We start from the raw sequence: 14,450 nt of genomic DNA on the forward strand, positions 1-14,450 counted from the left end.
GCCGTAGACTGGCTGGGATGGCTCCATCTCGCGAGCACAACCCGCACGGGCGACGGCTGTACCTCCCCATCGTTGGGACGAACGGGGGCTCGGCGGGGCCGCTGGCGGACACGCATGTGGCGCATTCGGTGGGGTGCGCGGTGACGGCTCGGCCGGCTCGGCGGCCGGAGTGGTTGAAGGTGAAGGCCCGGACCGGGCCGAACTACTCGGAGCTGAAGGCGATCATGCGCGGCCTCGACCTGCACACGGTGTGCGAGGAGGCCGGGTGCCCGAACATCTACGAATGCTGGGAGGAACGGGAGGCGACCTTCCTCATCCTGGGCGACCGGTGTACCCGGCGGTGCGGGTTCTGCGACGTGATGACGGCGAAGCCGTTCCCGGTCGGCGAGGAGGAGCCCAGGCGGGTCGCGGAGGCGGTCCGGGCCATGGGGCTGCGATACGTCGTGCTCACCGGCGTGGCCCGGGACGACCTCCCGGACGGCGGGGCGGCCATCTGGGCCGAGTGCGTCCGGGCGGTGCGTGAGGCCGTCCCCGACTGCAAGGTCGAGGTGCTGCCCTCGGATTTCCGGGGCGGCGAGCGCGACATCGCCACCGTCATCCAGGCGGAGCCAGACGTGTTCGCCCACAACCTGGAGACGGTCCGGCGGCTCCACGCCCGGGTCCGGCCGGCCTTCGGCTACGACCGGTCGCTCGACGTGCTCCGGATCGCCAAGCGCGTTCGACCGGAGCAGGTCACCAAGTCGAACCTCATCCTGGGGATGGGCGAGCGCGCCGACGAGGTCCCCGAAGCCATGCGGGACCTCCGCGGCGCCGGCTGCGACCTGCTGACCATGGGCCAGTACCTCCAGCCCACGAAGTTCCACCTGCCCGTCGATCGCTGGGTGACGCCCCAGGAGTTCGCGGAGCACGCCCGGTTCGGCACGGAGGAGCTCGGGTTCCCCCACGTGGAAGCGGGTCCCCTGGTGCGCTCCTCCTACCACGCCGGCAAGCAGCTCTCCCGAGCGGTCGAGGCGGGAGCGCTCACGTAGCACGCAACTGCCCAACGAGCTGTTCGAGCTGGCCAGGCTTCACCGCGCCGAGGATGCGGAAGCGGAGGGTGGCGTTCGCGTCGGCGACCACCGTGGAGGGGATCCCCTGGATGCCGAAGGCCAGGGCCAGGCGGGAGCCTGGATCCTCCAGGACCGGATACGTGATGCCGTACTGCCGGAGGTAGGTGCGTGCCGCCGGCACACTCGCTGGCCAATCGCCGCCCGTGTAGTGGAGGCCTAGCACGAGCACGCCCTCACCCCCGAGACGCTGCCAGTCCCGCTCCAGTTCGGGCGCCTCCTTCCGGCACGGCCCGCAGAACGGGTTCCAGAAGTTCAAGATCACGATCTTGCCCCGGTAGCTGGCAGGCGAGAGCCGGCCGCCGCCGAGGAGCTCGCCGGCCACGGTGGGCATCCGGCCGGAGACCTCGACGACGCCGGCATACGTCGCGTGCGAACACGCCACGGCCACCACGAGCAGCAGCGCCGCCAGTCTCCGCACGGGCCGAAGCTAGCAGCACGCGGGAGGGAAGGTGGAGGAGCCGGCCTGTAAGCCGGATTCTGTGCCCGGCCCTGTCGGGCCGGCGGCGGCCATCTCTCTGAGCCCCGCGTCGCCGCGAGACCCCGGGGGCGCCCCCATATGCCGAACGCCCCTCGTGCAGCCTACCCGGGAGCTCGGACGGGCCGTCCTCGAACGCTCCCTGCTTGGCCTTGCTCCGGGTGTGGTTTGCCGAGCCGGACCGGTCACCCGGTCCGCTGGTGAGCTCTTACCTCACCGTTTCACCCTTACCGTCGCTACCCGAGGGTCGCGGCGGCGGTCTGTTTTCTGTGGCACTGTCCGCAGGTCGCCCTGCCTGGGAGTTACCCAGCACCCTGCCCTTCGGAGTCCGGACTTTCCTCCACCCCGGCCCGAGGGCCGGAGCCGCGGCCGCCCGGCCGGCTCCTCCGCCTCCGAGTATACGAGCCGCCTCCCGCCGCCTCCCGCCCGGCGACTCGGCCGCCGGCCCTAGCGGTCCCACAGGCGGGGCGACGGTTTCGGGGGCCGGTAGCTGGTCCCCTCCGTCGCCAGCCACCGGTCCACGCCCTCGTTGGCCAGCCGGTCGGCCCCGCGGTTCTCCTCCCGGGGGACGTGCCGGATCTCCCACCGCGGGAACTGCCGGAGCAGCTCGCGGGCCTGCTGGTGCAGCACCTGGAGGGTGGGGTTCTTGACGCGGAACCGTCCAGCCACCTGCTCCACCAGCAGCCGGCTGTCGGAGCGAACGCTGAGCCTGGTCGCGCCCAGCTCCGCGGCCCGGGCCAGCCCGGCCAGGAGGGCGCGGTACTCCGCGACGTTGTTGGTGGCCACGCCGATGCCCTCGGCGATCTCGGCCACGACCTCCCCGTCGGGGGTGGTGATCACGGCGCCGATCCCCGCCGGCCCCGGGTTCCCGCGGGCCGCGCCGTCGCACGAGACGATCAGGTGTCGATCAGGATCCGGCGGCAGTACTCACACCTCTTCACGCCCTCGGTCCGCTTCAGACGGTCGAGCTCCATGGCCGACAGCTTCTGGTGGCAGCCCTGACAGACCCCGTCCACCAGCGCGGCCGCCCCGACGCCCTTCTTCTGCCGGCGGAGGTCCTCGTACAGCTCGAGGAGCTCGGGATCGAACTCCAGGACCAGCCCCTCGCGCTCGACGGTTCGGGACGCCAGTGACTGCCCGATCTCGCTCAGCTCGGCGGCGGACTCGCCCAGGACCTCGGTGAGCCGGTCGCGCATCTCCTGGGCTTCGGCCTGGGCCGCGGCCAGCCGCTCGTCCAGCGCTTCCTTCTGTTCCATCAGCTCGATGAGGTTGTCCTCCAGCCGGGACCGCCGGGCCCGCAGGCTCGCCACCTCGTGCTGGATGGCCTCGAGCTCCTTGGGGTTCACCACCGAGCCGTCGTACAGGCGGCCCTCCTCCGCCCTGGCCTTGCGGGTGAGGGAGTCGATGTCGCCCTCCAGCCGGCGGGATTCCCGGTCCACCCCGTCCAGCTCCAGACGGACCTCACCCAGCCGGGACTCCGCCTCCTCCACCTGCTGGCGCGTGGTCCGGACGTCCTGGCCGGCCTCCAGGACGTCTCGCCGGTTTCGCATCCGGTCGACGGACAGGTCCAGCTCCTGGAGCCGCAGGAGGCGGTCGAGACCCTTCAGCGCCGTGGACATCGAACGCACAGGGTAACGAATCGGGACGCGCGCTCGGAGGGCGATCCGAGCGCGGGTACAGGGTTGGGGCTTGGTCGGAAGGGCTCGACCCCGGGAGGGGCCGAGCCCTCCTTCCGACCGGGGGGGTGTGAAGGATCTATCGGCGGACCCACCGCCGGGTTGAGGGCGAAGGCCGCTTCCGGTCGAGAACTGGCCGAACGGCCGACTGGGCGGCTCGGGCGGGGGATGTCTGGCCTTCCCCACATGGCCCCGGCGGCGCACGACGGTTTCACGACAGCGAGACAGGGCAAGTAGCCACCAGGAGCGACGGGAGGAGGAGCGATGCCTCAGAAAGCATGGAGCGCCAAGCGCGAGCGCCAGTACGAGCACATCAAGTCCGGCCTGAAGCAGCGAGGCGAGAGCGAGTCGGAGGCCAAGGAGATCGCGGCCCGCACCGTGAACAAGGAGCGGGCCCGCTCCGGCGAGGCCCGCCAGCGGTCCCGGACGTCCGTGCGGGAGATCTCCTCCGGACGGCGGGGAGGCCTCCGCTCCGGGCAGGGAAGCGGCGGCAGGACCCGCGACCAGCTGTACGAGGACGCCATGCGCCTGGGGATCGAGGGGCGCTCGAAGATGAACAAGGCCCAGCTCCAGCGCGCCGTCAACGCGAAATCCGGGCGCCGCAGCGCCTGACCCCGAATCCGCCACGCGCCATCATCGGATCAACTCTCAAGACACCCACCGGGGCCGGCCGATACTTCCTGTGGCGAGGAGGCCGATGGCCGGATCCACCAGGGTGGCCAGGGAGCGCATCGAGCGTGAAGCCCGTGTGTCGGGGCTGCGCGATTTCCGCACGCCCTCACTGGAGGCGGTGGAGCGCCGCCGCAAAGAGCTGTGGACCGCGCTCCTCGCGCTGTTCCTGGTCGTCGCCGCAGCCATGGTGGTGGCCTCCTCGCTCCCCGCGGTGTCGCGGGCCCGGTCGTGGTTCTCCCCCCAAGCCCTTCGGATCTCCCTACTGGTCCTGGCCGTCGCCTTCGGCGTCTACGCGGTGGAGAAGGAACATCACCTCCGGCGGCTGTCCCGGCTGCTCATCGACGAGCGGGTCCTGACCGCCGCGCTGTCGAACCGCCTGAAGGAGATCTCGGCCCTCATGACCGCGGGCAGGGCCATCAACTCGGTCCTCGAGCTCCGCGACGTCCTCGACATCATCCTGTCGAGCGCCCTCGACCTCCTGGAGGGGCACGACGGCTCGATCATGCTGCTGGAGGAACCCGACCAGCTAGTGGCGGTGTGCGTGCGGGGGAACGACGGGGCGCAGGACGCCCGCCAGGCCGTCGGCGAGGGCATCGCCGGCCTCGTGGCCGAGACCCGCGAGCCCCTCCTCATCTCGGGGAACGCCGACCCGGCGCAGTTCCCCAATCTCGTTCCGCGCACCATCCCGGTCCACTCGGCGATGTGCGTCCCGCTGATCAACCGGGACGAGGTCCTGGGCGTGCTGAACCTGAACGCCGCCAGGGACCGCGATTTCTCCGAGTACGACCTCCGCGCGCTGACGCTGTTCGCCGAGCACGCCGCCGTCTCCATCGCCAACGCCCGCCTGTACGAGCAAGAGCGGGACCGGGTGTCGGAGCTCCTCGAAGTGAACCAGATGAAGTCCGACTTCGTGGCCACGGTGAGCCACGAGCTTCGCACCCCGCTCACCTCCATCCTGGGCGGCGTGGTGACGCTGCGGCGGCTGGAGCTCGCGGCCGAGCACCGGGACGGGATGCTGGACGTCATCGAACGGCAGGGGCATCGCCTCCTGCGGCTGATCGAGCAGCTGCTGAGCGCGGCCCGGCTGGAGCACGAAGGTGAGACCAGGTTCGAGGACCGGGTGGACCTGGCCGCGCTGGTGCACACGGTGGCCCGGGACTTCGAGGCGACCGGCCGGCCGGTGCAGGTCCGGGTGCCGTCCACCTCGCCGGTCCTCGGCAACTCCGACGCCCTCCAGCAGGTGCTGATCAACCTGCTCGACAACGCGCACAAGTACGGCGCCCCGCCGGTGCGGGTGACCGTGGAGCCGCGGAACACCGAGACGATCCTCTCCGTCCTGGATGCCGGCGTCGGCATCCCCGAGGAGGCGCGGGTCCGCATCTTCGACGGGTTCACCCGGCTGGAGTCGAACGGGCACAGCCCCGGCATCGGCCTGGGTCTCTCCATCGTCCGGCGCCTGGTCTCGGCGTGCGGCGGGGCGGTCACGGTGAGCCGCTCGGAGGAGGGCGGCGCCGCGTTCCGCGTCTCGCTCGCCACGGCCCAGCAGGAGGTGCCGGCGTGAGCCGTGCCAAGGCGAGGGTCCTGATCGTCGACGACGACCCGGACATCCTGTTCTTCCTGCGGGTGGACCTGGAAGCGGAGGGGTTCGACGTCTCGCTGGCCTCGGACGGCGAGACGGCCCTGCGGCGGATCGAGGAAGAGCATCCGGACCTCGTGCTCCTGGACGTCATGATGCCGGTGCTGGACGGATGGGCCACGCTCGAGGGCATCACGGCCCAGCCCCGCCGGCCCCGCGTGGTGATCCTGTCCGCCAAGAGCTCGCCGCAGGACAAGGAGCGGGCGGCCCGGTTGGGCGCGGACCGCTACGTCACGAAGCCGTTCGCCCCGCGCGACGTGGTCGAGGCGATCCGGGCCGCGATGGCTCCGAGCCAGCCGGCCTGATCAGCTCCCGCTTCAGCACCTTGCCGGTGGAGGTCCGGGGGAGCTCCTTCACCTTCTCCACGCGCCGGGGCACCTTGAACGAGGCGAGCTGGGACTTGCTCGCCTCGATGACAGCATCCGGCTCCACGTCCCCCACCACGAACGCCACGATGGTGTGGCCGTACTCGGGGTCCGGGGCACCGAACACCGCGACGTCCCGCACACCGGGCACCTGCCGCACCACGTCCTCGATCTCCCGCGGATAGACGTTCTCCCCGCCCACCACCACCATGTCGTCCGCCCGGCCCTCCACGAACAGGTAGCCGTCCCGGTCCAGGCGCCCCAGGTCGCCCAGCGACATGTAGGGCCCGTGGTGCTTGCGCTCCTCGCCCGAGGTGTAGCCCTCGAACAGCGCGCTGCTCTTCACGAACAGCTCGCCGGTCTGCCCGGCCGGAAGCCGGATTCCGTGCGGAGAGAACACGCCGACGTCCACGCCCGAGACCGGCCGGCCGGCCGTGTCGGGGCGTTCCCTCATGTCCTCGGGGGTCGCGATGGAGACCCACCCCGCCTCGGTCGACCCGTACAGGTCGTACAGGACCGGTCCGAACAGGTCCTCGATCTGGCCCCGGAGGTCGGGCGGGATGGCGGACCCGCTGGCCAGGAGGATGCGCAGGCTGGAGACGTCGTGGGCCGCCTTCACGTCGTCCGGAAGGGACAGGACGCGGTGGATCATCACCGGCACCATCGAGGCCACCGTGGCGCCGTGCTCCTCGATCGCGGCCAGGGTCCCCTCGGGATCGAACCGCTCCGGCAGGACCAGGGTCGCGCCCAGGATGCTCCCGATGGTGAGGGTCAGCAGACCGAACGAATGGAACAGCGGCGCGGGGCACACGATCACGTCGTCCCGGCGGAACGGCACCACCCGGAGCAGGGCGATGAACTCGCGGACCCCCGTCCGGGAGGCGTCCCGAGCCGCTCCCTTGGGCCGGCCGGTGGTCCCGGACGTGTGGATCACCACCCGGGAGCTCCCCCGGCGGCGGGTGAACGGCGGCGGGGGCGCGTCGGACGCGGCGGCCAGAGCGTCCTCGTAGGCTTCCGCCGGGATGGGCGACGTTTTCCGGTCCCCCACCACGATGGCGGGAAGCTCCTCGAGGTCCACGCCGCCGACCTGCTCCGCGTGCAGGGCGTCGAACACCAGCGCCTTCGCGTCCACGCTCTCCAGGCTGTCGCGAAGCTCCCGGGTCTTCGCCCACGTGTTGAGCGGGCACGCCACCACCCCGATCTTCTGGGCCGCCAGGATGGCCTCCGCGAACTCCCGGCCGTTGCGGAGCAGGATGGCCAGCCGGTCCCCGCCTCGCAGGCCCATGCCCGTCAGCGTGTTGGCCAGCCGGTTGGCCCGATCGTCCAGCTCCCGCCAGGTGAGCGTCCCGTGACGGTCGTGGATGGCCGGCTTCGAGCCGACGGCCATGGCGTTCACGGCGCTGACGAAGCCGAGGGAGGGCCCCCGGCCCACGTACCAGGGCAGGGCCACCCCCAGCGCCACCGCCTCCCGTCCGTCCAGGACCCCGGCCCGCAGGAACGTCCTGGCCGTGGACGGCGCGAGCATGTGCGCGAGCTGGCCGAGGTCCGACCGCAGGCGCGTCAGCCCGCCCGGCGCCACCGCCCTCACCCGCCCCCAGACCTGTCCGCAGCTCCAGCTCCAGCTCCGGCCCCGGCTCCGGCCCCGGCACCGGACCCGGCTCGCTCGAACTCGACCAGGCGCCGCACCGCCAGCAGCGTGGCCGTCATGTTCCGCCCCACCACCCGCGCCATCAGCCGCTCGGCCAGCCAGCCGCCCGGCCCCCGGAGCCGGAACGAGATCTCCAGGTGCAGCAGCGTCCCCGAACCGTCCTCGGCCGGCTCCAGCCGCCACCTCCCGGCCTGCTCGATCCCGCTCTCGGACTCCCACGCCAGCAGCTCGTGCTCGCGCCGATCGGTGACCCGGACCGTCCCGCCCGCCTGGATCGGCCCCACGCACATCAGCACCCGGAACCGGTCCTCGTCCTCCGGCAGGCGCTGCCAGAGGGTCAGCCCGGCGTAGAAGCTCGGGTAGTGGTCGGCTTCCCCGATGAGCTCGAAGACGTCCCCGGGGGCCGGTCCACCACCAGGCTCCGGTGCAGGTTCACAGTCCCGGCACCACGCGCTCGGCCGCCATCGTCGTCAGCGCCTCCTGCATCCGCGACGTCACGTACTCGTAGGCCTCTTCCGAGTCGGCGCCCCGCCGGCCGAACCGCTTCACGACGTCGATGGGAGGCAGGACCTCGATCCGGATCTTCGCCGGGAGGGGCAGATGCCCCAGCATGTCGCCGACGTTCAGGCCCCACGGGACGGCCAGCGAGATGGGGAGCACCTTCAGCCTGGCCAGCCGGTCCAGCCGGAGGGCCCTGGCCACGCGGCGGCCGCTGGTCAGCGGGAGGAAGGTGTCCTGGCCCCCCAGCGAGACCACCGGCACGATCGGCACGCCGGCGTGGAGGGCCAGACGCAGGAACCCGCGCCGGCCCCCGAAACGGACCTCCTCGTTCCGGGTCCACGCCCGGTGGGTCTCCTGATCGCCGCCCGGGTAGACCAGGACGTCGGCGCCGGCGGCCAGGATGGCCTCACCGGCCTGGGGCCCCGCCGTGACGATCCCCCACTTCTTCCCGACCCGGCCCACCAGCGGAAAGGTGGTCACCAGCGAATGGGCCAGGGCGTAGATCGGCCGCTCCATCCCGAAATAGGTGTTGAACGCCAGCATGAACACCATGCTGTCCGGGCTCACGTTGCCGCCGGAGTGGTTCCCCACGAACAGGACCGGGCCGTCCTGGGGGATCCGTTGCAGTCCCCGGACCTCGGCGCGGAAGTAGAACGTGGACAGCAGCCACATCAGGGGGAGCTGCCTCCGGATGAACTCGGGGTCCCGGGCCGCCAGGTCGACGGCGGCCCCGCGGACCAGCGCCTTTCGTTCCGGCTCGATGACGTCCGGTCGCGGCGCCGGCCCGGAAGCCTTCGCCGGCGCCGACTCCGCGCTCACGCCGGCGCCCCCAGGAACTCACGCACCATCGCGTGGGTCCGCTCGGGCAGCTCGTACTGGGGGACGTGGCCGCAGTCCTCGAGGACCACGGAGGTGGCGTCCGGCAGGGCCCGTTCGACGTGCCGGGCGAACCTGGCCGGAACCAGCCAGTCCCGCTGGCCCCACAGGAACAGGGCCGGCCGATCCATCGCCGGGAGCCGGTCCCAGAACCCATGCTCCCCGTGCGGTTCCTCCAGGTAGATCTGCCGGGCCGCCGAGAAGAAGGCGACGCGCCCCCGGGGGTTCCGGAAGACACGAAGGAACTCGTCGGCCGCGGCGTCGAACCAGGCCGCCGGGAGGCGGGACGGCCGGGCGAACATCGAGCGGATGCTTCGAACGACCTGGTGATGCGAGAACGGAAGCGGCACCAACGCAAGCTCCGGCCGGAGGTACCGGACCACCTGCACCAGCTCCCGGCCCCGGATGAACGCCGGGGAGGGCATCAGCAGGACCATCCGGTTCACCAGCTCGGGGTGCCGCAGGCCCATCTCCAGGGCCACCCGTCCGCCCATGGAGTTCCCGATGAGGTCGGCCCGCCCGATCCCCAGCTGGCCCAGGAAGGCCGCGAGCCACCGGGAGTAGAAGCCGGCGTGGTAGGCGCGGATGGGCTTGCCGGAGTCGCCGAACCCGGGCAGGTCGGGGGCGATCACGCGGTGGTCCCGCGCCAGGTCCCACAGCGTCGGGAGCATCGACGCGTTCGTGGCGCCCAGGCCGTGCAGGAGCACCACCGGCGGCCCCTCGCCCGCCTCGAGATAGGCCGTTCGCACACCTCGGGCCCGGGTGACCCGGAACCGCGGCCATTCCTTCGGCACGGCCTCCGGGTTGAACAGCGAGTCGAACCGCAGGGCCAGGGCCAGGTTGCCGCGGACCACCAGGTCCCCCACCAGGAAGGCCTCCACGCCGGAGCGCCGTCCCGAGACCACCTCCGCGAGCGTCGCGGCCCCGCTGGTGACGCGGACGTCGGGCCGTTCGGGGAGGCCGGGGACGACCTCGATCCGCCCCTCCTTGACCCGGGCCGTCCATCCGTCCGCGCCCTCCACGTCGAGCCCCAGGACGGCCTCCACGTCGGCGGGCGCGCGGACCTGCTCGGAGCGCTCTCGCAGGAGCCCTTCCAGGGCCCGGGGCGAGGAAGGCCGGCCCCGCCGGGCGGTGCGGGCAGATTGGCGAACGGCCACGTCCGTATGCTTTCCCGGTTGTGAGGGGTTCCTCACCCGCGCCGGGCCGTCAGGAGCCAGCGGACCACCCGCGCAGCACCCGGTCCAGGGCCCGCTGGTCCTGGGCCCGGACCACGGCCCGGCCCACCCGGCCGTCCCCTTCGAAGAAGTACTCCACGATGAGATGGGTGTCCGTTCGCTGGCCGCCCGGGCCCACCGCCAGCGCGGAGACCGACACCACCGGAGCCTCCTCGCGTTCGATGGCCTGGATCGAGACGGACTCCGGGTCGATCCACTGCCGGGCCCTGGCCACGAAGGCCATGGCGGCGCCGACCCCCTCGTAGGTCCCGGCGTAGGGGTTGTTCCCCTTCACCTGGACCACCACCGAGGGCGACACGAATCGCTGGAGATCCTCCAGCCGCCCGTCCTGGAATGCGGACACCATGGACAGGACGGTCTGGATGTGACCCTCGGTGCTCGTCGTCTCCCCCATGCGACGCCCGGAGCCTAACGGTTCGCGGGCCCCGCGCATACCCGCTGGGGCGGCGAGTGATGGGACGAGCTCAGGCCGGGATCGCACCCAGCTGGCGCATCAGCCCGAGCTGGTCGACCACGTTCCAGTGCTCGACGATCCGTCCGTCCTCCAGGCGAACGATGTCGATCAGCTCGAACCGGACAGATTGCCCCGTGGCCGGGACGCCCATGAACGGGCCTCGGTGGGTTCCGAGGAAGGCCTTGCGAGTGATCACCTTGTCCCCGTCGGCCATCTGGTCCAGGATCTCCGCCCGGAAGTCGGGGAACGCCTGCCGGAACATCCCGAAGAGCTGCCCGACGCCCTCCCGGCCCGGGGGAAACCCCGGAAGCGCGCTGTGGTCGACCACGTCCGGTGCGAGGAGCTCCTCCAGCACGGCGGGATCGCCGCCGGTCTGGTATCCGTCGATGAACCTGCGGACCATCCGCTTGTTCCGTTCCTGTTGCTCGCCCATCTCGAACTCCCTTCGCCTGTCTGGGGCTGTGGCGGGAGGATGACGGGCGGGCCGCGGGCGGGGCATCGGTAGAACTACCAGTCTTCGGGCTGGGCGCCCGAACGTGGTCAGACGCCGCCGATGAGGTGGTGCTCCATGGCGAACATCGCGGCGGCGGCCCTGCTGGACACGCCGATCTTGGTGTAGATGTCCTGGACGTGGTGCTCGGCCGTTCGCGGCGAGACGTGCAGCCGCTGCGCGACCTCGCGGTTGGAGAGGCCGGCCGCCACCAGGCGGAGCACCTCCACCTGACGCTCGCTCAGGCCGGCGGGCCGGGCGGGCCGTGTCCGCGTCACCCGGTGCCCCGCTGCGCCGAGGACCGCCTCCACGGCTTCCCCGTCGAACTGGCCGCCCCGAGCTCCCTCTCGAAGCTGGTCCGCCGCCCGTTCGGGACCCAGCTCGGGGCGATGCGGCCGGGCCCGGGTCATGGCCTCATAGGCGTCGGCCACGCCCAGGATCCGGGCGGGCATGGGGATCGACGGGCCCGAGGCCTGGCGGTGGTAGCCGGAGCCGTCCAGCCGCTCGTGGTGCATCCCGGCGACCGGCGCCAGGTTCTCCAGGGCCGGGCATCCGGCCAGGATCCGCTCGCTCCGGTAGGCGTGGGTGCGGACCTGTTCCCAGTCGGAGCGCCCCAGCGGCCCCGGCCGGTCCCAGATGCTCGAGGGGATGGCCACGCGGCCCAGGTCGTGCACCAGGGCCGCCCGCCGGAGCCGCGTGGTGGCCTCTCCGTCCAGGCCCATCCGGGGGCCGGCCGCGGCGGCCAGCTCGGCCACGGTCGCCGCGTGGCCGTGCAGGTAGGGCGTCTTCAGGTCCACGGCGTCGCCGAACGCGCGCAGCACCTCGTCCAGCTGGTCGCCGGGCACGGTCCGCCACGGCTTCGGCTCGGCCTCGAGCGTCGCCTCCACCGGATCGGTGGCCGCCATCTCCTGGAGGAGCTTCGGACCGGTCCGGCGGAACCGCACGGCCAGCCCCGGGTCGAGGGTCCCGCCGGCCCGGCGACGGACCGCCTCGACGGCGGCTTCCGGCTCACCCAGGCGGTCGAACATCACGGCCACCGTCGCCACCTGGGTCACCCGGCTGGCCACGGCGACCTCGTCTCCCGCCATCCCACGGGGACGGCCCTTCCCGTTCCACCACGCGAAGATGTGGAGCAGGGCCGCCTGCACGCTCTCCGGAAGGCCCAGCCGCCGGGCCATCATGGAGGCGACCTCGCAGTTCGCGGCGGTGTACCCGTCGGTGAGCTGCTTCTGCCGTACCACGGCCGTCGCCACGCCCCTCACACCCTCGGCGCGGGCAACGCCGGGCAGGTAGGTTCGCACGACGTCGACGGGGCTCGTGAAGTCCGTGAGCGCGGAGACCCGCTTCAGGGCAAGCTCGTCACGGAACAGCGCCGAGACCTCGTGCGAGTACGCGGTGCAGCCGACGTGCTGGAGCAGCGCCGTGTAGTACACGTCGGCCACCCCGGCGTCCTCGATCCCGAGGTCCATCGCCAGCCTGGTGGCCAGCACGCAGGCCCGGGTCACGTCCCCCAGGGGAAGCCCCATCCCCAGATCGCTCACCGACGACAGGCCGACCAGCAGCTCCGCCAGCCGCAGCTCCATCACCCGCGCATGCTCGCAGAGCCCCTGCCGAAGAGCCAAGGGCTCCCCCGCGCACGGCCCACCCCTTCTCGTCCTCAAAGTGGAACGGTGCGAGTGAAAAAGCTGCCCCTTGATTTGGCCGAACCACGGTGAAAGAGTCGGCCGGGGGTTGGACACGAGGGGGGCCTCATGGAACGTGCACGGCGGCATCCCATCCGCATTATCCGGGGGAGATCGGTCGGCGCTCTCCCCGCACCGCCGTCCTCATCGCGATGGCGTCGGTGTTGATCGCGATGATGCCCGGCGCAGGCATATCCGCAAGGGGCGGGGTCGACGCTCGCCGATTGAGCCCAACGGAGCCGAGCCCGCTCTCGCCGGGGGTCCTCGCCATCATGGCGTTCCGGGCGGGCACGCTCGTGCCCACCTCGAGCGTCCAGGCGCCACGCAGCCTGAGCGCCCTCAAGGTCAAGAACGAGCAGATCTCCCCTGCCATCGACCTGCCCGTCGACACGCCGGGCATCGTCGACGACGGCGCCCGCACCGAGACCGGGGTCAACCGGGTCGCCTCGCCGGCCTTCGACCTGAGCTGCCTGACCGTCCAGCGGTTCTACTTCTCCGACGACCGCGGGACGACGTGGAAGCGGCAATGCCTGGAGCCGGTGGACGGCCTGCTCGGCTACGGCGGGGCGACCGTCGCCTACGGCGTGGACCCCTCCACGGTGGACGCCTACATCTTCGGCATCGACGCCGACTCCTCCGGGCTGAACGGGGAGATCGTGTACGAGAAGACCACCGACAACGGGACCACGTGGGGCGCGCCGGCTGTGGCCGTGCCCGCCACGTACCCGGGCGGCTTCACCGACGAGCCCAGGGCCGAGGTGGACCACAACCCGGGGAGCCCGTTCCAGGGGGCGATCTACCTGTCGATCACCCAGTTCGACTCGACGCTCACCAAGTCCCGGATCTCGCTGTCGCGCTCCACCGACGGAGGAGCGACGTGGACCACGTCGTTCCCCAGTGCCGAGCAGACCGCACCCGACGTCGCCCAGTTCAGCGACCTCGCAGTGGGACCGGACGGCACCGTCTACGTGAGCTGGATGCAATGCACGGCCGGCGGCCCCACGGACGACTGCGGGGGCCAGGCGGAGACCATGATGGTCGCGAGGTCCACCGACGGCGGCACCAGCTGGGGTCCGCCGATCACCACGATGGTTGATTCGGCACCCCCGGACACGAATGGGATCGACTTCTACGGGACGCTGCCCGGCACGAACGAGCCGCTCACCAACATCCCGGCGATCGACGTCGAGACCGGCGGATCCTCCCCCGGCTTCGTGTGTCACGATGCCACCAACTTCACGGAGGACCCCCATCTCGCCGTCATGGTCACGTGCTCATCCGACGGCGGCATCACGTGGAGTTCACCGGTCTCGGTCGTCCCGAGCGGGCGCACGGATGACCAGTTCCTCCCGTGGCTCTCGGTGAGTCCCACTGGGGTGATCGCCACCACCTGGCTGGATCGCAAGATGCAGGAAGAGATACGCAAGGTGCGGGGGTACATCGCCTTCTCCAGCGACGGCGGCGCCACGTGGACACGCCCCAAGCCCATCGCCACGGCGTTTTCCGGCTCCTCGCTGAATCGAGTGGGTGCCGCGTAGAGGGCTGAGGCACAATGACCGTCCTTCCCCGTCGATAAGGGGAGGACCGTCGTGAACAACCTCGAACTCTTCAAAGCCGCCCTCGGGCTGCAG

General features: G+C 71.7%; 14 protein-coding genes, 1 other RNA gene and 1 pseudogene. 5 read left to right on the plus strand and 11 right to left on the minus strand.

Translation table 11 applies throughout. From position 1 onward, the window contains the following. The first annotated feature begins 17 nt into the window (after positions 1 to 17). Positions 18 to 1,028, plus strand: a complete 1,011-nt coding sequence (lipA, locus tag M3Q23_07195; GenBank protein ID MDP9341881.1) for a lipoyl synthase — start codon at positions 18 to 20, stop codon at positions 1,026 to 1,028. Here the strand turns inward: lipA and M3Q23_07200 are convergent. From M3Q23_07200 to M3Q23_07215, 4 genes are all read right to left on the minus strand, one after another. Continuing rightward, complete coding sequence (locus tag M3Q23_07200; GenBank protein ID MDP9341882.1) at positions 1,021 to 1,527, minus strand: TlpA family protein disulfide reductase; 507 nt, start codon at positions 1,525 to 1,527, stop codon at positions 1,021 to 1,023. The two genes, lipA and M3Q23_07200, sit on opposite strands and share 8 nt — an antisense overlap. A gap of 32 nt (positions 1,528 to 1,559) precedes the next feature. Next, positions 1,560 to 1,969, minus strand: an RNA gene (gene rnpB, locus M3Q23_07205) — RNase P RNA component class A. A 62-nt stretch (positions 1,970 to 2,031) separates the two neighbouring features. Continuing rightward, entirely contained in the window at positions 2,032 to 2,433 is a 402-nt protein-coding gene (locus M3Q23_07210) for a ribonuclease HI family protein (protein ID MDP9341883.1), read from the minus strand. 47 nt (positions 2,434 to 2,480) lie between these two features. Continuing rightward, entirely contained in the window at positions 2,481 to 3,203 is a 723-nt protein-coding gene (locus M3Q23_07215) for a YscO family type III secretion system apparatus protein (GenBank protein ID MDP9341884.1), read from the minus strand. Positions 3,204 to 3,524: 321 nt separating this feature from the next. On the opposite strand from M3Q23_07215, the gene M3Q23_07220 reads away from it, so the two are divergent. From M3Q23_07220 to M3Q23_07230, 3 genes are all read left to right on the plus strand, one after another. Then, positions 3,525 to 3,872, plus strand: a complete 348-nt coding sequence (locus M3Q23_07220; GenBank protein ID MDP9341885.1) for a plasmid stabilization protein — start codon at positions 3,525 to 3,527, stop codon at positions 3,870 to 3,872. A gap of 85 nt (positions 3,873 to 3,957) precedes the next feature. Beyond that, positions 3,958 to 5,493 (plus strand): GAF domain-containing protein, encoded by a 1,536-nt coding sequence (locus M3Q23_07225; GenBank protein MDP9341886.1) that lies wholly within the window; start codon positions 3,958 to 3,960, stop codon positions 5,491 to 5,493. Then, positions 5,490 to 5,873 (plus strand): response regulator, encoded by a 384-nt coding sequence (locus M3Q23_07230; GenBank protein ID MDP9341887.1) that lies wholly within the window; start codon positions 5,490 to 5,492, stop codon positions 5,871 to 5,873. Before M3Q23_07225 ends, M3Q23_07230 begins: the two co-directional genes overlap by 4 nt. On the opposite strand, the gene M3Q23_07235 is transcribed toward M3Q23_07230, so the two are convergent. The 7 genes and pseudogenes from M3Q23_07235 to M3Q23_07265 form a co-directional block, all read right to left on the minus strand. Continuing rightward, positions 5,800 to 7,320 (minus strand): AMP-binding protein, encoded by a 1,521-nt coding sequence (locus M3Q23_07235; protein MDP9341888.1) that lies wholly within the window; start codon positions 7,318 to 7,320, stop codon positions 5,800 to 5,802. The two genes, M3Q23_07230 and M3Q23_07235, sit on opposite strands and share 74 nt — an antisense overlap. A 341-nt stretch (positions 7,321 to 7,661) precedes the next feature. Then, positions 7,662 to 7,922 (minus strand): annotated as a pseudogene (locus tag M3Q23_07240) (hypothetical protein). A 91-nt stretch (positions 7,923 to 8,013) separates the two neighbouring features. Next, a complete protein-coding gene (locus M3Q23_07245) occupies positions 8,014 to 8,901 on the minus strand; it encodes an acyltransferase family protein (GenBank protein MDP9341889.1) in 888 nt (295 codons plus the stop codon). After that, a complete protein-coding gene (locus M3Q23_07250) occupies positions 8,898 to 10,115 on the minus strand; it encodes an alpha/beta fold hydrolase (GenBank protein MDP9341890.1) in 1,218 nt (405 codons plus the stop codon). The genes M3Q23_07245 and M3Q23_07250 overlap by 4 nt, the downstream gene beginning before the upstream one ends. A gap of 49 nt (positions 10,116 to 10,164) precedes the next feature. Beyond that, a complete protein-coding gene (locus M3Q23_07255; protein ID MDP9341891.1) occupies positions 10,165 to 10,587 on the minus strand; it encodes a nuclear transport factor 2 family protein in 423 nt (140 codons plus the stop codon). A 70-nt stretch (positions 10,588 to 10,657) separates the two neighbouring features. Continuing rightward, positions 10,658 to 11,080 carry an ester cyclase gene (locus M3Q23_07260; GenBank protein ID MDP9341892.1) on the minus strand — a complete coding sequence of 141 codons (423 nt, stop codon included), beginning with the start codon at positions 11,078 to 11,080 and terminating at the stop codon, positions 10,658 to 10,660. A 107-nt stretch (positions 11,081 to 11,187) separates the two neighbouring features. Next, positions 11,188 to 12,720 carry a LuxR C-terminal-related transcriptional regulator gene (locus M3Q23_07265; protein ID MDP9341893.1) on the minus strand — a complete coding sequence of 511 codons (1,533 nt, stop codon included), beginning with the start codon at positions 12,718 to 12,720 and terminating at the stop codon, positions 11,188 to 11,190. Between the two features lie 323 nt (positions 12,721 to 13,043). On the opposite strand from M3Q23_07265, the gene M3Q23_07270 reads away from it, so the two are divergent. Further along, positions 13,044 to 14,357 carry a glycoside hydrolase gene (locus tag M3Q23_07270; protein MDP9341894.1) on the plus strand — a complete coding sequence of 438 codons (1,314 nt, stop codon included), beginning with the start codon at positions 13,044 to 13,046 and terminating at the stop codon, positions 14,355 to 14,357. The last annotated feature ends 93 nt before the right edge of the window (positions 14,358 to 14,450 follow it).

Source organism: Actinomycetota bacterium (assembly GCA_030774015.1).
Classification (GTDB): Bacteria; Actinomycetota; UBA4738; order UBA4738; family JACQTL01; genus JALYLZ01.